The organism is Bacillus sp. ISO11 (genome assembly GCF_003458115.1).
Lineage (GTDB): Bacteria > Bacillota > Bacilli > Bacillales > Bacillaceae_G > Bacillus_A > Bacillus_A cereus.
Map to the genome: position 1 here is coordinate 1 of NZ_QXCO01000021.1, position 19,727 is coordinate 19,727.

Here is a 19,727-nt window from a genome sequence, read left to right on the forward strand (position 1 = left end):
AGATTTCCCATAGCGTAAGCTAGTAAGATCTCTGAAAGATGATCAGGTTGATAGGTTCGAGGTGGAAGCATGGTGACATGTGGAGCTGACGAATACTAATAGATCGAGGACTTAACCATATAATATGAAGCAATGTTATCTAGTTTTGAAAGAATATAAAAAACTTGTTGACTTTCAAAAGTAAATGAGTTACAATAATTCTTGTCTTAAATGAATACAGTCTGGTAATGATGGCAGAGAGGTCACACCCGTTCCCATACCGAACACGGAAGTTAAGCTCTCTAGCGCCGATGGTAGTTGGGACCTTGTCCCTGTGAGAGTAGGACGTTGCCAGGCAAAATGGAGGATTAGCTCAGCTGGGAGAGCACCTGCCTTACAAGCAGGGGGTCGGCGGTTCGATCCCGTCATCCTCCACCATATATGTCGGAGGGGTAGCGAAGTGGCTAAACGCGGCGGACTGTAAATCCGCTCCTTCGGGTTCGGCAGTTCGAATCTGCCCCCCTCCACCATTCTTAATTAATGGGCTATAGCCAAGCGGTAAGGCAACGGACTTTGACTCCGTCATGCGCTGGTTCGAATCCAGCTAGCCCAGCCATTAAGAGCCATTAGCTCAGTTGGTAGAGCATCTGACTTTTAATCAGAGGGTCGAAGGTTCGAGTCCTTCATGGCTCACCATTTTAATGAAATATGCGGGTGTGGCGGAATTGGCAGACGCACTAGACTTAGGATCTAGCGCCTTTGGCGTGGGGGTTCGACTCCCTTCACCCGCACTTTTAATAAAATAACTCATACATGTCTTGCGGAAGTAGTTCAGTGGTAGAATACAACCTTGCCAAGGTTGGGGTCGCGGGTTCGAATCCCGTCTTCCGCTCCAATTTTCAATATGACATGCCGGGGTGGCGGAACAGGCAGACGCACAGGACTTAAAATCCTGCGGTGGGTGACCACCGTGCGGGTTCGACCCCCGCCCTCGGCACCATATGCGCCCGTAGCTCAATTGGATAGAGCGTTTGACTACGGATCAAGAGGTTAGGGGTTCGACTCCTCTCGGGCGCGCTTTTATTAACGGGAAGTGGCTCAGCTTGGTAGAGCACCTGGTTTGGGACCAGGGGGTCGCAGGTTCAAATCCTGTCTTCCCGATATTCCCAAAAAACATGGGGCCTTAGCTCAGCTGGGAGAGCGCCTGCCTTGCACGCAGGAGGTCAGCGGTTCGATCCCGCTAGGCTCCACTTTATTTAATATATGTCTCGGAGGTATACCCAAGTTCGGCTGAAGGGATCGGTCTTGAAAACCGACAGGCGGTGAGAATCGCGCGGGGGTTCGAATCCCTCTACCTCCTCCATTTTTTCTTTAATGGTTTAGACATATAATAATAAAATATTTATTTTTTCCTTCATGGAGGTATACCCAAGTTCGGCTGAAGGGATCGGTCTTGAAAACCGACAGGCGGCGAGAGTCGCGCGGGGGTTCGAATCCCTCTACCTCCTCCATTTTTTAAAACTTTATATTGTCGCGGGGTGGAGCAGCACGGTAGCTCGTCGGGCTCATAACCCGAAGGTCGCAGGTTCAAATCCTGTCCCCGCAACCAAATGGTCCCGTGGTGTAGTGGTTAACATGCCTGCCTGTCACGCAGGAGATCGCCGGTTCGACCCCGGTCGGGACCGCCATTTATGTTGGCTCGGTAGCTCAGTCGGTAGAGCAGAGGACTGAAAATCCTCGTGTCGGCGGTTCGATTCCGTCCCGAGCCACCATTTTTTTATGCCGGCTTAGCTCAATTGGTAGAGCAACTGACTTGTAATCAGTAGGTTGGGGGTTCAAGTCCTCTAGCCGGCATCATTTAGGGGCATAGTTTAAAGGTAGAACTGAGGTCTCCAAAACCTCCAGTGTGGGTTCGATTCCTACTGCCCCTGTAAAGTATATGGGCCTATAGCTCAGCTGGTTAGAGCGCACGCCTGATAAGCGTGAGGTCGATGGTTCGAGTCCATTTAGGCCCACCATATATTATTCCGCAGTAGCTCAGTGGTAGAGCTATCGGCTGTTAACCGATCGGTCGTAGGTTCGAGTCCTACCTGCGGAGCCATGGCCCGTTGGTCAAGTGGTTAAGACACCGCCCTTTCACGGCGGTAACACGGGTTCGAATCCCGTACGGGTCATACAAAAAAGAGTCAGCATTATGCTGACTCTTTTTTATTTTGTTAATCCTTTTTATTACGTTACTTTCCAGAAATAAATAAAGGAATTTTGGAAAAGCTATGGTATGTATAAAAAGGAGGAAATAAATAATGACACGAGTTAGAGACTTAATGAGTACCCATATTGTACATTGTACACCGCTAGACAATGTATATGAGGCAGCTGTTAAAATGAAGGAAGAATCAGTTGGATTAATTCCAGTTGTTGAAAATGAGCAAGTTGTTGGGCTTGTTACTGATCGTGATTTAGTCGTTCGAGGGATTGCTGAAAAACATCCTGGATCTAATAAAATTACAAATGTGATGACAACAAATATTATCTCAGTTTCTCCAAATGATTCTATTGAAAAAGCTACAGAGCTAATGGCACAGCATCAAATTAGACGATTACCAGTAGTTGATAGTGGTCAACTTATTGGCATGTTAGCACTAGGAGATTTAGCTATAAGGGAATCAGCAGATGATCAAGCTGGATTTGCCTTGAGTGAAATCTCAGAGCGTACAGAGTAAATTGAAACTTTAATTAACCGAGAGTTTAATGGTCACTCATAAAGAGCTAAATTATATATAAATTTCAGATACATTATTCTAGCATATATGGATTAAACTAATATGTTAGCGTGATGTATCTGAGACATTATATAATAAGGATACGGTTAATAATTTCGACATTTTTTTAAAATTTGTTATTCTTAATTTTTAATAAGAGAAAAGATGATATACTGATAGATATAAGTATTATGATAGATTTTGAATATAACAATATTAATTTTTAGTGGTGCGATAATAAATTAATATTTCCTACATAGATGAAAAGGGAAGGGGAATTATATGAAGGCTGTACAGGGCGATCCAAATTGGAATTTGGTTACAGATACATATATAGAACCAAATAATTTCGCTGAATTATTTTCTTTGCTTGTACCTTGTCACCCAAAAGGTGAGGGGAAAGAACGAACTATATTAGTATGGAAAGAGAAAGAATTTTATAAAGAAGAAAATTTAGCGGCATTTATCGTATATGGCATGAATAAAGCAAAGAAATTACCGCAGTTTCATAAAGATGAAATTCCAACTTTAGTGCGTATTCTTCGCTTATGCCAAGAGATTGGTTGGTATGAAGAGGCAAATGATTTTATGATAGCGCAAGGATTAGCTGAGTTTGTTCATACTTCATTGGAATATGAAACATGGGATCTTTTGACGCAATCAGTTGCTTTAAATTATTTAATTATTAAATATCGTATAGGTGAATTGACAGATAGGGATATTGAAATTTGGGATAGAGTTAAATTTAATGAGAAGTGTATAACCGATTGTAAACATTTATTATCTCATAAAGAAGTATTGGAATTTACATTCTTTTATATGTGCAAGAGAGCGAAATCATTATCAAAAGAGCAATTAAATAGTGATATGATGAGTTTAGCAATGTATTGTAATACTTTTGTATATGATTTGTATACACATGATTTATTACGGAAATATCGTAAGTGTACAGATTTCCTATCATATTATGGACCTAGTCAGGCAGTTTTAGCATGTCAAAGAGCTGTATTATCTCAAATTTCCGATCGCTTAGACCCATTAAAGACAACGCATGTAGATGATTATTTATATGTGATGAAAGAAATGATGGAGCATATGACGATAGGAGTAATGGATCGATACGGTCATTTTATTGGAAAGCTACTATCTTATGTGCCATTTTTCGAAATGATACAAGTTCCACAGCATGCATATTATTGTGAAGAATTACTGTATATTTGTAAGGGCATTGAATATAAAGAAGAAACACTACGCAATTATATATTTATACAATTACATGATTGTTTACCATCATTCTTTAGGCTATTTCTTAAAAATAAGCGTTACGCAACGATTCATGATATTCTTTTCTATTGGTGCGATGACGAACAACGAATGAGCTTAGAGAAAAAATATAATCTGAGCTTTATTTATGAAAAATATGCTTGTGGATAAACAATATTTTCGATATGAAAAATTAATATAAATTAAAAAGGATCTCCAGTTTATGTGAGATCCTTTTTTGTTAGTAAAACAAGGAGAAGGTGATTAAGACAAGAAAAAACATTCCATATAGGAGAAGTTGTTCAGTATAACTTCCTTGTATACCAAAAAAAAGTATTGGCTTTCTTATACAAATTCAATATGTATTTTATTGGAGTATCTTTGAAAGATTGGTACACAGTGTCTCCTCTTTCTAAGCTTCTTGTTCTTGTTTTTGTTTTTGGTTATAAGGGACATTAATATATCTAGCTACAAATAATAAAACAGCCATAAAGAATACTGGAAATACAGTAGATAAATAAAAGCCATTACTAATTATATTTGTTATGAGAGCACTCAAAAGAAAAATAGCATTATAAATATGGGCAATTTTTTGTTTTAGTTGCACTTGAAATGATTCCATCATAATTTCTAATGCAACAAAAGCAATAATAATAGATAAAAATACAATGTTTGTATTGTAAATGATTAAACAACAGATTAAACCTAAAAAGGCTACGTATTCAATTATAAGAGGTATATTGCGTGGCATACAATTTACCTAACTAAATATGGCAGTGGATTTACTGCATTTGTTTTTTCAAAATTCCATTCTCCATTATGTAATTCAAAATGAAGATGCTGCCCGTATGAATGACCTGTGTTTCCCATATGACCTATTAATTGTCCAGTTTGTACTTGATCACCAGCTTGTACAGTGCGATCCTTCATATGAGCATAAACAGTTGTATATAATTTCCCATTGATTTGATGCGCAATGAAAACAACATTGCCATAGCTAGCTGAATAATAAGATTTCACAACTTTACCTGCAGCAGCAGCTTGGATAGAGACGTTTCCTGGAGCGGCAATATCTATACCATAATGCATTTGTTCCCAGCGTATATCAAAGGTTGAGCTAATTCTTCCTTGAGCAGGGAATTTGAAAGCAGCTGGAATTGATGAAGGTTGATCTGTTTTAGCTTGTGGTTGATTTTGTACTACATAGTGTTTTGCTACATATCCGTATCCTGTGCCAAAACGAATTTTATACCAAGTTCCTACAGTTTCTACTACTTGTACTTGTGTACCGTTTTGTAATGAACCGAGTAGAGCGCTACTTGTACTAGCGTTGCTACGTACATTTAGATTAGGTGTTGCAACAGTATATTTTGTATTATTTTGAACGGTGATTCCTTTTACTAAGGGTTGTGAACCATTAGAGATGAATGCTTTTTGTACGTAACCTGTTTGGCCATTATGCGATATTTTATACCATTCGCCTTGATCTTCTTGAACGGTAATAAACTTGCCATTTGGTAATACATCTAAAATGGAAGATTCTAAATTAGGTTCAGAGCGAACGTTTAATGCATTAGCATTAACGATGTATTGATCATTAGAATGAAGTTTGTTTTTTAGTAAAATAGCATCTTTTTGTACATAACCTACTTTATTATGAACAGATACTTTATACCACTCATTAGTTGTTTCAAGGATGTTCACTTTTGTATTAAAGCGAATTGTATCAATTGATGTGCTTTTTACGTTATCTTCTGTATGTAATGCTACTTGATCGACTTTGACATACCCAGTTTTAATATTAGATAATTGTTCAGCGTTTGCTTTTTGTACATTTGTTTCACCCATAGAAGGAAGTAAAGAAGCAATCGCTACAGTAGTTGCTGTTAAAGCAGTAGCTTTCATATTCATGGAATAGAGACCTCCTCTAGTTGTATAGTTGTAATTTTATTATAGTATAAAGATATAATATAGTGGGTGTATTCACATAAATGTAATATGAAATCAATATAAAAATAAATTTTTTGAGGATAATGATTCCTTCTTATGCAATTAATTGGGGTTTTATTTTCTAAAATAGAATGTATGTATTGTATAACTTTGATATTCTGTTGATAATTAAGAAAATTAAAAAAGTTGATGATGTCTTATTAGGGTGTTATACTGACAGTGATAATTTTATAGTTTGCTAGGAGAGCTGGTGTTGCCAGCTGAGAGTAGGCCGTAAGCCTTTGATCCTTTTTATTACCTGATCTAGATTACGCTAGCGTAGGGAAGCAATTCGGACACTAACAATGAGTCCCCGTTTCTTTGCGTATAGAAACGGGGCTTTTTTATTTAAAAATTTCATATTGAAACCACTAGGGGTGCTTGATTTGCTGAGAGAGGAATAATCCTTAACCCTTACAACACCTGATCTAGGTAATACTAGCGAAGGGAAGTGGAACATCGAATAAATGTATAACTTTATTTGCTGTAACCACTTCTTATATATAGAAGTGGTTTTTTATTTAGATACATATATTGAAAGGGGATAGAGAAATGAAATTTTGCGATAGATTATTAGAAACTGTGCAACCGGTTTGGGAGATGAGTCATAGTCATCCGTTTGTAGTGGGTATGGGAGATGGCACGTTAGAAAAAGATAAATTCCAGTATTATATTATTCAAGATTATTTATATCTGCTAGATTATGCAAAGTTATATGCGATTGGTGTTGTAAAAGCAACGAATCCACAAGTAATGGGAAAGTTCGCTGAACAAATTGATGGAATATTAAATGGCGAAATGACAATCCATAAACAATATGCAAAAAGACTTGGAATTTCTATAGAGGAGATAGAGTCTGCGAAACCATCTGCTAAAAATTTAGCTTATACAAATTACATGATGTCTGTATCTCAAAATGGCACACTTGCGGAATTAATAGCAGCGCTTCTTCCATGTATGTGGAGCTATTGGGAAATTGGAAAGCGTTTAAATGATATTCCTGGAGCAAGAGATCATGAGTTTTTTGGTGAGTGGATTCAAGGATATAGTTCGGAAGAATACGGTAATCTGTGTATTTGGTTAATAGATTTATTAAATGAAATGGCAGTGGGAAAGTCTGAGACAGAACTAGAAAGATTAGAGGAGATTTTCTTATATTCCAGTCGATTTGAATATTTATTCTGGGATATGTCCTATCGTAAGGAGATGTGGGGATTTGAGGAGCAAGAACATACTACAGTTTCATAATGTTTCTTTTCATTACGATGAGAAACCAATCATCCATGAATTAAATGCTTCTATACATGAGAAAGAGTTTGTCAGTATTATCGGACCGAGTGGATGTGGGAAAAGTACTTTATTTCGCCTTATTACAGGTCTAGAAAAGGTAAGTACTGGACAGATAGAACTGACAGAAACAAAGCACCATCGTGTAGGATATATGCCGCAAAAAGATATGCTTTTGCCGTGGAGAACAATTATTGAGAATGCTGCCCTGCCGCTAGAGTGCCAAGGTGTACAGAAGAAAGAAGCACAAGTAAAGGCAAAGGAACTGTTACATAAATTTGGTTTGCAAGGGTATGAGAAAAAATATCCGAAAGATTTATCTGGTGGTATGAGACAACGTGTATCTTTTATTCGAACTTTATTAACAGGCGGGGAAATATTGCTGTTAGATGAACCCTTTAGTGCGTTGGATGCTTTAACGAAGACCTCTTTGCAAGAATGGTTGTTTGAACAATGGCAAGAGTGGGAAAAAACAATTTTATTCATTACTCATGATGTTGAAGAAGCGTTATTTCTTTCAAACCGAGTTTTAGTAGTGGAACAGCAGCCGATAACGACTTTGACTGAGCGGACTGTACCGCTTGATCATAACAGAACACGAAAAGATTTATATAAACCGGAAGTATTAGCGCTGAAAGATGAGCTTCTTAGTATGTTACAAAGGCAGGTACTTGTGTGATGAACCGATTGAAAGAATTAGTTCCTGCTATTACACTTTCTAGTATTTTACTAGCTGTGTGGGAAATAGGAGCAAGAATTGTAGATGAGATGTACATTTTACCGTCACCTTCTGCGATTGTAATGAAGATATGGAAACTAAAAGACATATTATTTACAGTTCATTTACCTGCAACGTTATACGTCGTTTTAATAGGTGTTGTTATCTCTATCGTATTAGGTGTAGGGCTAGCGATGTTAATGAATGCGAGTACATGGATGGAGAGAGCATTTTATCCATTATTAGTTGCTTCACAAACGATTCCGATTACTGCGCTTGCTCCGCTATTTGTTTTATGGTTTGGATACACAATTTGGAGTAAGGTTGTTGTCACAGTTTTAATTACGTTTTTCCCAATTGCGGTCAATACGTATGATGGACTGCGTAGTACGAAAAAAGAATGGGAGGAGCTCTTAGTTACATATGGAGCAACAAAAAGAGATATTTTTCTTAAATTAAAGTTGCCGTCTGCTCTTCCTTATTTTTTCTCAGCTTTAAAAATTGCAGTTCCGCTTAGTGTTATCGGAGCAGCAATTGGAGAATGGCTCGGTGCACAAGCTGGGCTTGGATATTTCAGTAAGAGAATGATGACGCAGTTAGATGGAGCTGGCGTATTTGCACCTATTGTATTGTTATCATTATTAGCTATTTTCTTCGTCGTAATTATTTCCATATTAGAAAAGAAATTCATTAGTTGGAGGAAGTATTCATGAAATTTTTAAAGCGCATCTTTGTGTTTACATTATTAATTGCAATAATTGCAGGATGTTCGAGTAATTCAGCATCAGACAAAAGTAAAAAAGAGAAAGAAATAACAGTTATGTTAGATTGGTATCCAAATGCGGTACATAGCTTTATCTATGCAGCAATTGAAAAAGGATACTTTAAAGAAGAAGGTGTAAAGGTAAATATTAAATTCCCTTCTAATCCGACTGATCCATTAACGCTGGCAGCAGCAGGGAAGGTGACAGTTGGCTTGTATTATCAGCCAGATGTTGTTATGGCGAGAGCGAATGAGCAAATTCCAGTGAAATCAATTGGGGCTGTCGTACGTTCACCATTAAATCATGTTGTATCACTGAAATCAGCGGGCATTCAATCACCGAAAGATTTAGAAGGAAAAACAGTAGGATACTCTGGAACACCTTTAAGTGAGATGTATTTAAAAACGATGGTAAAAGAAGCTGGTGGTAATCCTGATACAGTGAAAGTAGTTGATGTTGGATTTGATTTAGTACCAGCATTAATTACGAAGAAAGTAGATGCGGTAACAGGGGCATACATTAACCATGAAGTACCTGTTATGCGTCATGAAGGCCATGAACCAGCGTACTTTAATCCAGCTGATTACGGAGTACCAAACTACCATGAGCTTGTGTTTGTAACAGGTGATAAAACGTTGAAAAAAGATAAAGAAGCGTTGCAAGCTTTCTTACGTGGTACGAAAAAGGGCTATGATTTCATGAAGAAAAACCCAGATGAAGCATTGAATATTTTATTAAATCATCAAGAAAAAGAAAACTTCCCACTTGTGCCAGAAGTTGAAAAGGAAAGTATGAAAATTTTATTAGAGAAGATGGAAACGAAAGATGAGCCATTCTTATCAGATTCAAAAGAATCTTGGGAGAAACAAAATAAGTGGCTGAAGGACAAAGGAATGACGAAAGAAACCGTCCCAGCCGATGAACTATTCGAAAATATTTTAAAGTAGGCGAATGAATATGAAAAATGAGCTCCACGTAATCTCAAATGGCCATATGCCATTCGAAGAGTTAGTGAATGTAGCGATGCAAATTGAGAGTGAGATTGATTATTTGCATATTCGTGAGCGTGAGAAGAGTACGAAGGAATTATATGAAGGTGTGGAAAGTCTATTAATGGAGGGCTTTCCGGCTTCTAAAATTGTCATAAACGATCGAATTGATATTGCAATTTTATTAAATATACCTCGTGTTCAACTAGGATATCGAAGTACAGATGTAAAGTCAGTGAAAGAAAAGTTTTCGTATTTGCATGTCGGTTATTCTGTGCATTCGCTAGATGAAGCAATAGTAGCTTTTAAAAATGGAGCGGATTCACTCGTTTATGGCCATGTATTTCCGACAGATTGTAAAAAAGGTGTGCCAGCGAGAGGGCTTGAAGAAATTTCAGACATTGCAAGGTGTTTATCTATACCGATTACAGCAATTGGAGGAATTACCCCAGAAAACACAGTGGATGTTCTTACTAACGGTGTAAGTGGTATAGCAGTTATGTCTGGAATTGTAAGTAGTAGTAACCCGTATAGCAAAGCGAAATCTTATAAGGAATCAATAAGAAAGTGGGCGGAAAAACATGTGTGAGAAGTATGATGTAGCGATTATTGGTGGTGGTGTAATTGGCAGTTCAGTTGCACATTTTCTAGCAGAAAGAGGACATAAAGTAGCGATTGTGGAGAAGCAAAGTATTGCATCGGAAGCTTCCAAAGCAGCTGCTGGTTTACTTGGTGTTCAGGCAGAATGGGATGCGTATGATCCGCTATTTGAACTTGCTAGAGAAAGCCGAGCTATATTTCCACAACTTGCAGCAGTTTTACGTGAAAAGACGGGTATTGATATTGGATATGAAGAAAAAGGAATTTATCGTATTGCTCAAAATGAAGATGAGAAGGAAAGAATTCTTCACATTATGGATTGGCAGCAGAAAACAGGTGAAGATTCTTATTTTCTAACGGGAGACCATGTGCGGGAAAAAGAGCCATATCTATCCGAATCTATTATAGGAGCAGTATATTATCCGAAAGACGGTCATGTTATTGCACCAGAGCTTACGAAAGCATTCGCACATTCTGCGGCAATTTCCGGTGCTGATATATATGAACAGGCAGAAGTATTTGATATCCGTATTGAAAATAATAAAGTGACTGGAGTTATTACAAGTGAAGGTATTGTCACATGTGAGAAAGTCGTTATTGCAGGAGGTTCATGGAGCACGAAGTTACTAGGTTATTTTCACCGTGATTGGGGTACATATCCAGTTAAAGGAGAAGTGGTTGCGGTAAGAAGTAGAAAAAAACTTTTAAAAGCACCTATTTTTCAAGAAAGATTTTACATTACTCCAAAGCGCGGTGGACGTTACGTAATTGGGGCAACAATGAAGCCACATACGTTCAATAAAACTGTGCAGCCAGAAAGTATAACTTCTATATTAGAGCGTGCTTATACAATATTGCCAGCTTTAAAAGAAGCAGAATGGGAAAGCACGTGGGCAGGATTACGACCACAATCGAATCATGAAGCTCCTTATATGGGAGAGCATGAAGAAATAAAAGGTTTATATGCTTGCACGGGCCATTATCGAAACGGTATTTTATTAAGTCCTATTTCTGGCCAATATATGGCTGATTTAATAGAAGGAAAGCAAGAGAATCATTTGCTAGATTCATTGCTTTCTAGAAGAGTTTAGAAAGGGGATGGAAGTTTGAATTTAAAAATTAATGGTAACCAAATTGAAGTGCCAGCGAGTGTAAAAACAGTAGCTGAGCTACTTACACATTTAGAGTTAGATAACAGAATTGTTGTAGTAGAGCGTAATAAAGATATTTTACAAAAAGATGATCATACAGATACATCTGTTTTTGATGGAGACCAAATTGAGATTGTAACTTTCGTAGGAGGCGGTTGATTATGTTAAACATTGGACCATTTTCATTTCATTCTAGACTTTTATTAGGAACAGGTAAATTCCCTGATTTTGACGTACAGCAAAAGGCAATTGACGTTTCTGAAGCTGAAATTTTAACGTTTGCAGTACGTCGTATGGATATCTTTGATGCAAAGCAACCTAATTTATTAGAGAAACTTGATGTGAAAAAATATACGTTATTACCAAATACAGCAGGAGCAAAAAACGCTGAAGAGGCTGTTCGTATTGCAAAATTAGCAAAAGCTTCTGGGCTTTGTGACATGATAAAGGTAGAAGTTATTGGTGATGATAGAACGTTATTACCTGATCCGGTAGAAACGTTAAAGGCATCTGAAATGTTACTGGAAGAAGGATTTATCGTACTTCCGTATACATCTGATGATGTTGTATTAGCACGTAAATTACAAGAGCTTGGCGTGCATGCGATTATGCCAGGAGCATCTCCAATCGGATCAGGACTTGGTATTGTAAATCCATTAAATTTGAGCTTCATTATTGAACAAGCGACAGTACCAGTTATCGTTGATGCCGGTATTGGTAGTCCAGCTGATGCAGCATTTGCAATGGAATTAGGAGCTGATGGCGTGTTATTAAATACAGCTGTATCAGGTGCAAAAGATCCTATTAAAATGGCACAAGCAATGAAATTAAGTATTGAAGCAGGCCGTTTAGGATTTGAAGCAGGTCGTATTGCACGTAAGCGTTGTGCAACTGCAAGTAGTCCTTTAGAAGGAATGAGCGTAGTTGAATAATCGATATTCTCGCCAAGAACTATTTTCTCCAATTGGAGAAGAAGGACAGCAAAAGATAAGAGAAAAGCATGTGCTTATTATCGGTGCAGGTGCATTAGGTAGTGCAAATGCAGAGATGTTTGTAAGAGCAGGTGTTGGCAAGATAACAATTGTTGACCGTGATTATGTAGATTGGAGTAATTTACAAAGACAACAATTGTATGCAGAGAGCGACGTAAAGAATAATCTTCCAAAAGCTATAGCGGCTAAAAAACGTTTAGATGAGATTAATAGCGATGTAACAATAGAAGCTCTCGTTCAAGATGTAACAGCTGAAGAGCTAGAAGAACTTGTTATAAATGTTGATGTAATTATTGATGCGACTGATAATTTCGAAACGCGCTTTATTGTAAATGATATAGCACAAAAATATTCTATTCCATGGATTTACGGTGCATGTGTAGGTAGTTACGGTCTTTCTTACACAATCCTTCCTAGTAAAACACCATGTTTATCATGTTTATTACAGTCGATTCCGCTTGGCGGGGCAACATGTGATACAGCGGGTATTATATCACCTGCTGTATCTCTTGTCGTTTCTCATCAAGTAACAGAAGCTCTTAAACTGTTAGTAGAAGATTACGAATCACTTCGAGATGGGCTTGTATCGTTTGATATGTGGAAGAATGAGTATTCATGTATGAATGTGCAAAAACTTCGCCAGCATAATTGTCCTTCATGCGGAGAGAATGCATTATATCCGTATTTAAATAAAGAGAACACATCAAAAACAGCAGTTTTATGCGGGCGAAATACAGTTCAAATTAGACCACCTCATAAAGATGAAATAAATTTTGAACAATATAAAGAGTTGCTGGAAGGTCGCGTGAATGATTTAAATATAAATCCATATTTACTATCATTTTCTGTTGAAGACAAGAGGTTAGTAGCCTTTAAAGATGGCCGTGTGCTCGTACATGGAACGAAAGATATAAGCGAAGCAAAAACGATTTATCATCGCTATTTTGGATAGAAAAGGATGAGTGGGATGAAAGTGAATAAAGCTTTAACAATTGCAGGGTCTGATAGCGGCGGCGGTGCTGGAATTCAGGCAGATTTAAAAACATTCCAAGAGCTTGGTGTATACGGAATGACGGCTATTACGGCGATTACTGCTCAAAACACGCTTGGCGTTCAAGGGGTATATCCTGTTCCGTTAGAAGGTATTACAGAACAGCTGAATTCAATTGGTACGGATTTAACACCAGATGCAGTGAAACTAGGAATGTTATTTAGTAGTGAAATAATTCAAATTGTTGCAGAACAAATTAAAAAGTTTGGCTGGAATAATATTGTGCTAGATCCCGTTATGATTGCAAAAGGCGGTGCATCATTATTACAGCAAGAAGCAGTTCAAGCATTAAAAGAATATTTATTACCAGTAGCAACTGTTATAACACCGAATATCCCAGAAGCAGAAGTGTTAACTGGGATGGAGATTCATAATGTTGAAGATAGTAAGGAAGCTGCAAAAGTATTGCATGAATTAGGTGCTAAATATGTGCTTATGAAGGGCGGACATGCAGAATATCAAGGGAATGAAGTAATTGATTTCCTCTTTGATGGAGAAAAATTTATTGAGTTTAGAAGCGAGCGAATTCCTTCAAAGCAAACGCATGGAAGTGGGTGTACATTTGCTTCAGCGGTTACAGCAGGACTTGCGAAAGGATACTCAATTGAAGATGCTGTTCAAGAAGCAAAACGATTTATTAGTATAGCAATTGAAGAGCCATTGAATATTGGTAGTGGCCATGGGCCGACGAATCATTTTGCATATAAAGTGAATAGAACGCGTGCATAGGTAAGTGAAAAGCCAGTTTTATAACTGGCTTTTTTTCTGTTTACTTTTTCAAAATACAGGAGTAATATATCAGCCAGAATACATTTTTTTGTAAACGCTGAGTCCAATTATATGGAGCGGAGGAACCAATTTGTGCGTAGGCACTAGGGGTGAATCTTTCAAGTTTGAAAGTAGGGCTACTCTCAAAGTCCGAATCCGACAGCTAACTTCGTAAGCGTCTTGAGAGAGGACGGTGCCATGATGGATACATCACTTCATCGATCTGATTAGTATAGGGGAATATCAATCTATGTTTGATTTCTTTTATACTAAGGAGGATGAGGTACATGGAACTAACACTTATTTGTGTTGGAGAAGAAAGTAAGGTAGATAGTTTAAGAGATCTAGTATCATTTCAACATGAGTTAATTATTTTTACAGCAAATGAAGAGATAGCGGCTGAAGTTAGGAATTGTGGGTTTGATTGGACTTATAGCTGCAGTAAGGAGCAGGACTTTACTAGTATTTGTGAGTGTATTAAGAAGGTGATTTTACTAGGGGATGAGCTTCCAATCGTTAGTTTTTTCACAGAACACATTCGCTTTTCTTTTCAAGCACCTATTACTGTTGTTACAAGGAATAAACGATATCCAGCGAGGCTCTATGAAACAATTGGAGCTAAGTTTGTCGTGTTTACAAATTGTGATAATATTTCTTTTTTATTTTTTGAATAGGGCGGGGGAAGAAATGATGAAGGTACTATTACTTGGAGATATAGCAAATCGTTGGGCAGTATCGGTAGAGCGAGTTCAAGAATTGGTTCAGATCGATCCCCTTTTTCCAGGGCCGTATATTATATTACCATCAAAAGATGCTTTGTATTTAGAGGTGGATATTACCGAGTATGAGCAGCTACATGCAGAATTGACACAAGTTTATATTCGCGGGAGAAATTTACGTGCATTTTTACGAGGAGAATAAAGGTTGAATAAAAAGAGCGAATGCTGAGTGCAACAAGCTATGCACTTCATCTCATTCGCTCTTTTTATTTCATATTTAAAAGGTCATTTTTAAGAAAAGAGAAGAGAAATAAAGAAAATAGATGAAATAATAGTAATAATCTTCAATGTAAGCGTTTAAATGAATGTAAATATTATTATTTTCAGTAATTTACCCCTTTACAAGTGAAATATAGAGGAGTATATTTACTCTCATAAATCATTCATAAAATTTCCAAAAAAACCTAAAATCGCTGAGTTCCAGAAATGGAGCGGGGGAACCAATTTTGTGCATCGTCACTTGGGGTGAATCTTTCAGTTTTGAAAGTAGGGCTACTCTTTAGGCCCGAATCCGACAGCTAACCTCGTAAGCGTTTAGAGAGGAGGTTTACTTTTTGTTGTTCATTTTTTGAACACTGAGTAGAGCTCAGTGTTCTTTTTTAACATTTAAATGGTAAATTTTAACAAAAACAAAGCGAGGGATAGCTATGTTAGATGTTGTAATGATCGGGATTTTTATTTTATTAGTTGCATCAATGGCAAGTCTTGCAAGTTGGTCAGATAAAGTTGTGAAAGAAGGAAAGCAATCATGATGATTGTCTTATCGGTTATTGTCGCAGCAATTACAGTGTATTTAGTGTATGCATTATTAAATCCAGAGAAGTTTTAATTAGGGGGAATCATTCATTATGATTTGGGTTGCAGTCATTATTACAATGCTCTTGTTTATTTTAGTAGCAAAGCCAATGGGGATTTATTTAGAAAAAGCTTTTCAAGGTAGCAAAATGCTAGATAAAGTATTCGGGCCTTTTGAAAAACTTATTTTTAAAATTACGGGTGTAAAAGAATACAATCAAACGTGGAAACAGTACGCATTATCATTAGTTTTACTCAACGGATTTATGATTGTTATTGTATATTTCATTTTCAGATTACAAGGTGTGTTGCCGCTAAATCCAGCGCATATTGAAGGGATGGAGCCTACGCTCGCTTTTAATACAGCGATTAGTTTTATGGCTGATACAAACTTACAGCATTATAGCGGTGAAAATGGTTTATCCTATTTATCACAATTAATCGGGATTACATTTTTAATGTTTGCGGCACCAGCAACGACATTGGCGCTCGTTATGGCTTTTATAAGAGGACTTGCTGGAAAAGAACTTGGTAACTTTTTCGTTGATTTTACGAGAGCGTTAACGAGAGTGTTTCTTCCTATCGCATTTATTGCGGCACTAGTTTTTGTCGCACTTGGCGTACCGCAAACGTTAGATGGAGCGGTTACAGCACAAACGATTGATGGGGCAAAACAAAGTATATTACGCGGACCAGTTGCATCATTCGTGTCCATTAAGGAACTTGGAAATAACGGTGGTGGATTTTTTGGAGCAAACTCTACGCATCCTTTTGAAAATCCAGGACAAATGAGTAATATTTTGCAAATGATGCTTATGATGTTATTACCAACAGCACTTCCATTTACGTACGGACGAATGGTAGGAAATAAAAAACAAGGTCGCATCCTTTTCGTGTCACTATTTATGGTATTTTTACTAGGGTTTATAACGATTACGACATCTGAACTAAACGGGAACCCGGCATTAAATGGAATGGGTATCGAACATGTACAAGGAAGTACAGAAGGGAAAGAAGTACGATTTGGAACAGTATTTTCTTCACTATACGCAACAGTAACGACAGCTGCTGAAACTGGGGCTGTTAATACGATGCATGATACGTTAACACCAATTGGCGGTCTAGTTCCACTTGTAAATATGATGTTAAATACAGTGTATGGCGGCGTTGGAGCAGGCTTTGTAAACATTATTATGTATGCAATTATCGCGGTGTTTATATCTGGGTTAATGGTTGGACGGACACCAGAGTTTTTAGGTAAAAAGATTGAAGGTAAGGAAATGAAATTAATCGCGGTCACGATTTTATTTCATCCATTGCTCATTTTAGGATTTTCGGCATTAGCTCTTTCAACAAATTTAGGGACGGATGCTATCTCTCATTCCGGTTTTCACGGTTTAACGCAAGTTGTATATGAATATACATCGTCAGCTGCGAATAACGGATCTGGATTTGAAGGATTAGGAGATAATACACCGTTTTGGAATATTACGACTGGTTTAGTTATGTTTTTAGGACGCTACTTCAGTTTAATTACGATGCTAGCAGTGGCAGCTTCGCTGAAAGAAAAAACGGTAGTGCCAGAAACAGTCGGAACGTTCCGTACAGATAATAGTTTATTTGGTGGCATCTTCATCGGAACAATTGTAATTGTCGGTGCATTAACATTCTTCCCGATGTTAGTACTCGGTCCAATTGCAGAATTTCTTACATTGAAGTAATGGAGGGTAAATGATGAGACCGGTAGTAGTAAAAGAAAAACAATTAAATGAGTCACAAATACATGCTGTAGAAGATGAAGTTAGACAAGCGAAAACGATGGATCGTGATATCGTAACACATGCGATGAAGCAATCCATTGCGAAATTGAATCCGAAAGTCATGATAAAGAATCCGATTATGTTCGTTGTGGAAATTGGATTTATCATTACGTTCATTTTATCTTTTCTTCCAAGTAGTTCTAGTAGTATACCAGGTTGGTTTAATATAACAGTTTCTCTCATTCTATTATTTACAGTTTTATTTGCGAATTTTGCAGAAGCATTAGCAGAAGGTCGTGGTAAAGCGCAAGCCGATTCTTTAAAGCAGTCGAAGAAAGATGTGTTTGCAAATGTTGTAAAAGAAAATGGAGGCATTGTCCAAGTTTCAGCAACTGATCTTACAAAAGGTGACGTTGTTATCGTAAAACAAGGTGAGATGATTCCGAATGATGGCGAAGTAATCAAAGGATTAGCATCTGTAGATGAATCTGCAATTACAGGGGAATCAGCTCCTGTTATAAAAGAAGCAGGCGGTGATTTTTGTTCCGTAACAGGCGGAACGATGGTCGTAAGTGATGAAATTACAATTGTCATTACGAGTAATCCTGGTGAATCATTTATCGATAAAATGATTTCTTTAGTAGAAGGAGCTGCTCGTCAAAAAACGCCGAATGAGATTGCTTTAAATACAGTATTAACGAGCTTAACTCTTATTTTCTTGATCGTCGTTGTGACGTTGCCGATTTTTACAAATTATTTAGGTTTTCAAATTGATACTGCTGTACTTGTAGCGTTGTTAGTATGTTTAATTCCAACGACAATTGGTGGGCTATTATCGGCAATTGGTATTGCTGGGATGGACCGTGTGACAAAGTTTAACGTGTTAGCGATGTCGGGGAAAGCAGTAGAAGCTGCTGGCGATATTAATACAATTATTTTAGATAAAACAGGTACAATTACTTTTGGGAACCGGATGGCTCATACATTATTGCCTGTAGGAAATGAAACGATTGAGCAAGTTGGAAAGTGGGCCGCTATTAGTTCTGTTTTAGATGAAACACCAGAAGGTCGATCTGTTATCGAGTATGTGCAGGGGAAATCTATATCATACAATAGAGAACTTGCAGAACAAGGTGAGTTTGTTCCGTTTAAAGCAGAAACGAGAATGAGTGGTGTTGATTTACAAGACGGAACGAAAGTGAGAAAAGGTGCTGTAGGTGCCGTTATTGAATGGGTTGAGTCACAAGGCGGAATAATTCCGAAAGATATAAATCAAAAAGCAGACTTAATTTCAAAAGAGGGTGGAACACCACTTGTAGTTGCAGTAGATAATCGTATTTACGGTTTAATTTATTTAAAGGATACAGTAAAACCGGGTATGCGTGAGCGTTTTGAACAGTTACGCCAAATGGGGATTAAAACGGTTATGTGTACAGGTGATAATCCGTTAACGGCAGCAACGATTGCAAAAGAAGCTGGAGTAGATGAATTCGTTGCCGAGTGTAAACCGGAAGATAAAATTGCTGTTATTAAAGCAGAGCAAGATAAAGGGAAACTTGTAGCGATGACAGGTGATGGTACAAATGATGCTCCAGCATTAGCACAGGCGGACGTTGGATTAGCGATGAACAGTGGTACGACAGCAGCGAAAGAAGCGGCGAACATGATTGATCTAGACTCGAATCCAACGAAAATTATTGAGGTTGTAGGAATCGGTAAGCAATTGTTAATGACACGAGGTGCTTTAACGACGTTTAGTATTGCGAATGATATAGCGAAATATTTTGCAATCATTCCAGCAATGTTTACACTTGCGATTCCGCAAATGGAGGCATTGAACATTATGAAATTAACATCACCACTGTCAGCGATTTTATCAGCATTAATATTTAACGCTGTTATTATTCCATTACTCATTCCGTTAGCGATGAAAGGTATTGCATATAAACCGATGAGTTCTAATGCATTGCTTAGCCGAAACTTACTTATTTATGGGCTTGGCGGAGTTATCATTCCGTTCATTGGAATTAAGGTAATTGATATGATTGTCGGCTTGTTTATATAAGGAAGAGGGGAAAAA

At 37.6% G+C, this 19,727-nt stretch carries 20 protein-coding genes, 20 tRNA genes, 2 rRNA genes and 4 riboswitches; of the genes, 40 read left to right on the forward strand and 2 right to left on the reverse strand.

The genetic code is table 11. The features are described 5' to 3' along the window. The 24 genes from D1166_RS20260 to D1166_RS20375 all read left to right on the forward strand — a co-directional run. Nucleotides 1-119, forward strand: a 23S ribosomal RNA gene (locus tag D1166_RS20260); the annotation flags it as partial. Nucleotides 120-220: 101 nt separating this feature from the next. Then, nucleotides 221-336, forward strand: a 5S ribosomal RNA gene (gene rrf, locus D1166_RS20265). Nucleotides 337-341: 5 nt separating this feature from the next. Next, nucleotides 342-417 (forward strand) — tRNA-Val (locus D1166_RS20270). A gap of 8 nt (nucleotides 418-425) precedes the next feature. After that, nucleotides 426-509, forward strand: a tRNA-Tyr gene (locus tag D1166_RS20275). 11 nt (nucleotides 510-520) lie between these two features. After that, nucleotides 521-595 (forward strand) — tRNA-Gln (locus D1166_RS20280). 4 nt (nucleotides 596-599) lie between these two features. Further along, nucleotides 600-675, forward strand: a tRNA-Lys gene (locus tag D1166_RS20285). A 14-nt stretch (nucleotides 676-689) separates the two neighbouring features. Then, nucleotides 690-770, forward strand: a tRNA-Leu gene (locus D1166_RS20290). A 29-nt stretch (nucleotides 771-799) separates the two neighbouring features. Then, nucleotides 800-874, forward strand: a tRNA-Gly gene (locus D1166_RS20295). Nucleotides 875-890: 16 nt separating this feature from the next. Next, a tRNA-Leu gene (locus D1166_RS20300) sits at nucleotides 891-979 on the forward strand. Between the two features lie 3 nt (nucleotides 980-982). Further along, a tRNA-Arg gene (locus D1166_RS20305) sits at nucleotides 983-1,056 on the forward strand. A gap of 10 nt (nucleotides 1,057-1,066) precedes the next feature. Continuing rightward, a tRNA-Pro gene (locus tag D1166_RS20310) sits at nucleotides 1,067-1,140 on the forward strand. A 16-nt stretch (nucleotides 1,141-1,156) separates the two neighbouring features. Then, nucleotides 1,157-1,229: transfer RNA gene (locus D1166_RS20315), tRNA-Ala, on the forward strand. Nucleotides 1,230-1,249: 20 nt separating this feature from the next. Beyond that, nucleotides 1,250-1,342, forward strand: a tRNA-Ser gene (locus tag D1166_RS20320). A 55-nt stretch (nucleotides 1,343-1,397) separates the two neighbouring features. Continuing rightward, a tRNA-Ser gene (locus tag D1166_RS20325) sits at nucleotides 1,398-1,490 on the forward strand. A gap of 21 nt (nucleotides 1,491-1,511) precedes the next feature. Then, nucleotides 1,512-1,588, forward strand: a tRNA-Met gene (locus tag D1166_RS20330). 3 nt (nucleotides 1,589-1,591) lie between these two features. Further along, a tRNA-Asp gene (locus D1166_RS20335) sits at nucleotides 1,592-1,667 on the forward strand. A gap of 8 nt (nucleotides 1,668-1,675) precedes the next feature. After that, nucleotides 1,676-1,751 (forward strand) — tRNA-Phe (locus D1166_RS20340). Between the two features lie 9 nt (nucleotides 1,752-1,760). Then, nucleotides 1,761-1,833: transfer RNA gene (locus D1166_RS20345), tRNA-Thr, on the forward strand. Nucleotides 1,834-1,839: 6 nt separating this feature from the next. Further along, a tRNA-Trp gene (locus tag D1166_RS20350) sits at nucleotides 1,840-1,910 on the forward strand. A 10-nt stretch (nucleotides 1,911-1,920) separates the two neighbouring features. Beyond that, a tRNA-Ile gene (locus tag D1166_RS20355) sits at nucleotides 1,921-1,997 on the forward strand. 8 nt (nucleotides 1,998-2,005) lie between these two features. After that, a tRNA-Asn gene (locus D1166_RS20360) sits at nucleotides 2,006-2,080 on the forward strand. A gap of 1 nt (nucleotide 2,081) precedes the next feature. Beyond that, nucleotides 2,082-2,153: transfer RNA gene (locus tag D1166_RS20365), tRNA-Glu, on the forward strand. A gap of 129 nt (nucleotides 2,154-2,282) precedes the next feature. After that, nucleotides 2,283-2,702 (forward strand): CBS domain-containing protein, encoded by a 420-nt coding sequence (locus D1166_RS20370; protein ID WP_000199011.1) that lies wholly within the window; start codon nucleotides 2,283-2,285, stop codon nucleotides 2,700-2,702. Nucleotides 2,703-3,023: 321 nt separating this feature from the next. Further along, the gene (locus D1166_RS20375) at nucleotides 3,024-4,175 is read left to right on the forward strand and encodes a DUF3965 domain-containing protein (RefSeq protein WP_000648912.1); all 1,152 of its coding nucleotides are present in this window, start codon (nucleotides 3,024-3,026) and stop codon (nucleotides 4,173-4,175) included. Nucleotides 4,176-4,416: 241 nt separating this feature from the next. Here the strand turns inward: D1166_RS20375 and D1166_RS20380 are convergent, their stop codons facing one another. Further along, the gene (locus D1166_RS20380) at nucleotides 4,417-4,755 is read right to left on the reverse strand and encodes a hypothetical protein (RefSeq protein ID WP_001137824.1); all 339 of its coding nucleotides are present in this window, start codon (nucleotides 4,753-4,755) and stop codon (nucleotides 4,417-4,419) included. 5 nt (nucleotides 4,756-4,760) lie between these two features. Then, a complete protein-coding gene (locus D1166_RS20385; RefSeq protein ID WP_001056031.1) occupies nucleotides 4,761-5,915 on the reverse strand; it encodes an SH3 domain-containing protein in 1,155 nt (384 codons plus the stop codon). Between the two features lie 269 nt (nucleotides 5,916-6,184). Beyond that, nucleotides 6,185-6,296: riboswitch (TPP riboswitch) on the forward strand. Between the two features lie 60 nt (nucleotides 6,297-6,356). Beyond that, a riboswitch (TPP riboswitch) is annotated at nucleotides 6,357-6,460 on the forward strand. An 85-nt stretch (nucleotides 6,461-6,545) separates the two neighbouring features. Between D1166_RS20385 and tenA the strand changes: the two genes are divergently transcribed. From tenA to kdpB, 16 genes are all read left to right on the forward strand, one after another. Then, entirely contained in the window at nucleotides 6,546-7,241 is a 696-nt protein-coding gene (gene tenA, locus D1166_RS20390; RefSeq protein WP_097861980.1) for a thiaminase II, read from the forward strand. Beyond that, the gene (locus D1166_RS20395; protein WP_097861979.1) at nucleotides 7,210-7,959 is read left to right on the forward strand and encodes an ABC transporter ATP-binding protein; all 750 of its coding nucleotides are present in this window, start codon (nucleotides 7,210-7,212) and stop codon (nucleotides 7,957-7,959) included. The genes tenA and D1166_RS20395 overlap by 32 nt, the downstream gene beginning before the upstream one ends. Then, nucleotides 7,959-8,711 (forward strand): ABC transporter permease, encoded by a 753-nt coding sequence (locus tag D1166_RS20400; RefSeq protein ID WP_001080856.1) that lies wholly within the window; start codon nucleotides 7,959-7,961, stop codon nucleotides 8,709-8,711. Before D1166_RS20395 ends, D1166_RS20400 begins: the two co-directional genes overlap by 1 nt. Continuing rightward, entirely contained in the window at nucleotides 8,708-9,709 is a 1,002-nt protein-coding gene (locus D1166_RS20405; protein ID WP_000670416.1) for an ABC transporter substrate-binding protein, read from the forward strand. Before D1166_RS20400 ends, D1166_RS20405 begins: the two co-directional genes overlap by 4 nt. A gap of 10 nt (nucleotides 9,710-9,719) precedes the next feature. Next, nucleotides 9,720-10,340 carry a thiazole tautomerase TenI gene (gene tenI, locus D1166_RS20410; RefSeq protein WP_000787170.1) on the forward strand — a complete coding sequence of 207 codons (621 nt, stop codon included), beginning with the start codon at nucleotides 9,720-9,722 and terminating at the stop codon, nucleotides 10,338-10,340. Then, on the forward strand, nucleotides 10,333-11,442 hold the full coding sequence (gene thiO, locus D1166_RS20415; RefSeq protein ID WP_098220875.1) for a glycine oxidase ThiO: 1,110 nt from the start codon (nucleotides 10,333-10,335) through the stop codon (nucleotides 11,440-11,442). Before tenI ends, thiO begins: the two co-directional genes overlap by 8 nt. A 15-nt stretch (nucleotides 11,443-11,457) precedes the next feature. Continuing rightward, the gene (gene thiS, locus D1166_RS20420; protein ID WP_001049502.1) at nucleotides 11,458-11,661 is read left to right on the forward strand and encodes a sulfur carrier protein ThiS; all 204 of its coding nucleotides are present in this window, start codon (nucleotides 11,458-11,460) and stop codon (nucleotides 11,659-11,661) included. Between the two features lie 2 nt (nucleotides 11,662-11,663). Further along, nucleotides 11,664-12,434: a thiazole synthase gene (thiG, locus tag D1166_RS20425; protein WP_000931981.1), complete on the forward strand. Its 771-nt coding sequence runs from the start codon at nucleotides 11,664-11,666 to the stop codon at nucleotides 12,432-12,434. Then, nucleotides 12,427-13,446 carry a thiazole biosynthesis adenylyltransferase ThiF gene (gene thiF, locus D1166_RS20430; RefSeq protein WP_001065414.1) on the forward strand — a complete coding sequence of 340 codons (1,020 nt, stop codon included), beginning with the start codon at nucleotides 12,427-12,429 and terminating at the stop codon, nucleotides 13,444-13,446. Before thiG ends, thiF begins: the two co-directional genes overlap by 8 nt. A 15-nt stretch (nucleotides 13,447-13,461) precedes the next feature. Further along, nucleotides 13,462-14,274, forward strand: a complete 813-nt coding sequence (gene thiD, locus D1166_RS20435) for a bifunctional hydroxymethylpyrimidine kinase/phosphomethylpyrimidine kinase (protein WP_097861977.1) — start codon at nucleotides 13,462-13,464, stop codon at nucleotides 14,272-14,274. 85 nt (nucleotides 14,275-14,359) lie between these two features. Further along, nucleotides 14,360-14,507, forward strand: a riboswitch (cyclic di-AMP (ydaO/yuaA leader). 93 nt (nucleotides 14,508-14,600) lie between these two features. Beyond that, nucleotides 14,601-14,987 carry a hypothetical protein gene (locus tag D1166_RS20440; protein WP_000424067.1) on the forward strand — a complete coding sequence of 129 codons (387 nt, stop codon included), beginning with the start codon at nucleotides 14,601-14,603 and terminating at the stop codon, nucleotides 14,985-14,987. Nucleotides 14,988-15,000: 13 nt separating this feature from the next. Further along, nucleotides 15,001-15,234: a hypothetical protein gene (locus tag D1166_RS20445; RefSeq protein ID WP_001985933.1), complete on the forward strand. Its 234-nt coding sequence runs from the start codon at nucleotides 15,001-15,003 to the stop codon at nucleotides 15,232-15,234. Between the two features lie 259 nt (nucleotides 15,235-15,493). After that, nucleotides 15,494-15,639, forward strand: a riboswitch (cyclic di-AMP (ydaO/yuaA leader). Between the two features lie 100 nt (nucleotides 15,640-15,739). Next, nucleotides 15,740-15,844 carry a SipW-dependent-type signal peptide-containing protein gene (locus D1166_RS20450; RefSeq protein ID WP_097856422.1) on the forward strand — a complete coding sequence of 35 codons (105 nt, stop codon included), beginning with the start codon at nucleotides 15,740-15,742 and terminating at the stop codon, nucleotides 15,842-15,844. Next, nucleotides 15,844-15,921, forward strand: coding sequence for a K(+)-transporting ATPase subunit F (gene kdpF, locus D1166_RS20455; RefSeq protein WP_223153441.1), 78 nt, complete (start codon nucleotides 15,844-15,846; stop codon nucleotides 15,919-15,921). Before D1166_RS20450 ends, kdpF begins: the two co-directional genes overlap by 1 nt. A gap of 19 nt (nucleotides 15,922-15,940) precedes the next feature. Next, nucleotides 15,941-17,608 (forward strand): potassium-transporting ATPase subunit KdpA, encoded by a 1,668-nt coding sequence (kdpA, locus tag D1166_RS20460; RefSeq protein WP_000638318.1) that lies wholly within the window; start codon nucleotides 15,941-15,943, stop codon nucleotides 17,606-17,608. Between the two features lie 13 nt (nucleotides 17,609-17,621). Beyond that, nucleotides 17,622-19,712: a potassium-transporting ATPase subunit KdpB gene (gene kdpB / locus D1166_RS20465; protein ID WP_118043408.1), complete on the forward strand. Its 2,091-nt coding sequence runs from the start codon at nucleotides 17,622-17,624 to the stop codon at nucleotides 19,710-19,712. Nucleotides 19,713-19,727 lie beyond the last annotated feature (15 nt).

Bases quoted from the DNA above. Each gene is read 5' to 3' on its own strand.
- D1166_RS20400 (WP_001080856.1), top strand. From the start codon at position 7,959: ATGAACCGATTGAAAGAATTAGTTCCTGCTATTACACTTTCTAGTATT.
- D1166_RS20385 (WP_001056031.1), bottom strand. From the start codon at position 5,915: ATGAATATGAAAGCTACTGCTTTAACAGCAACTACTGTAGCGATTGCT.
- thiO (WP_098220875.1), top strand. From the start codon at position 10,333: ATGTGTGAGAAGTATGATGTAGCGATTATTGGTGGTGGTGTAATTGGC.
- thiD (WP_097861977.1), top strand. From the start codon at position 13,462: ATGAAAGTGAATAAAGCTTTAACAATTGCAGGGTCTGATAGCGGCGGC.
- tenA (WP_097861980.1), top strand. From the start codon at position 6,546: ATGAAATTTTGCGATAGATTATTAGAAACTGTGCAACCGGTTTGGGAG.
- kdpA (WP_000638318.1), top strand. From the start codon at position 15,941: ATGATTTGGGTTGCAGTCATTATTACAATGCTCTTGTTTATTTTAGTA.
- kdpB (WP_118043408.1), top strand. From the start codon at position 17,622: ATGAGACCGGTAGTAGTAAAAGAAAAACAATTAAATGAGTCACAAATA.
- D1166_RS20375 (WP_000648912.1), top strand. From the start codon at position 3,024: ATGAAGGCTGTACAGGGCGATCCAAATTGGAATTTGGTTACAGATACA.
- D1166_RS20445 (WP_001985933.1), top strand. From the start codon at position 15,001: ATGATGAAGGTACTATTACTTGGAGATATAGCAAATCGTTGGGCAGTA.
- D1166_RS20380 (WP_001137824.1), bottom strand. From the start codon at position 4,755: ATGCCACGCAATATACCTCTTATAATTGAATACGTAGCCTTTTTAGGT.
- D1166_RS20370 (WP_000199011.1), top strand. From the start codon at position 2,283: ATGACACGAGTTAGAGACTTAATGAGTACCCATATTGTACATTGTACA.
- kdpF (WP_223153441.1), top strand. From the start codon at position 15,844: ATGATTGTCTTATCGGTTATTGTCGCAGCAATTACAGTGTATTTAGTG.
- D1166_RS20440 (WP_000424067.1), top strand. From the start codon at position 14,601: ATGGAACTAACACTTATTTGTGTTGGAGAAGAAAGTAAGGTAGATAGT.
- D1166_RS20405 (WP_000670416.1), top strand. From the start codon at position 8,708: ATGAAATTTTTAAAGCGCATCTTTGTGTTTACATTATTAATTGCAATA.
- tenI (WP_000787170.1), top strand. From the start codon at position 9,720: ATGAAAAATGAGCTCCACGTAATCTCAAATGGCCATATGCCATTCGAA.
- D1166_RS20450 (WP_097856422.1), top strand. From the start codon at position 15,740: ATGTTAGATGTTGTAATGATCGGGATTTTTATTTTATTAGTTGCATCA.
- thiG (WP_000931981.1), top strand. From the start codon at position 11,664: ATGTTAAACATTGGACCATTTTCATTTCATTCTAGACTTTTATTAGGA.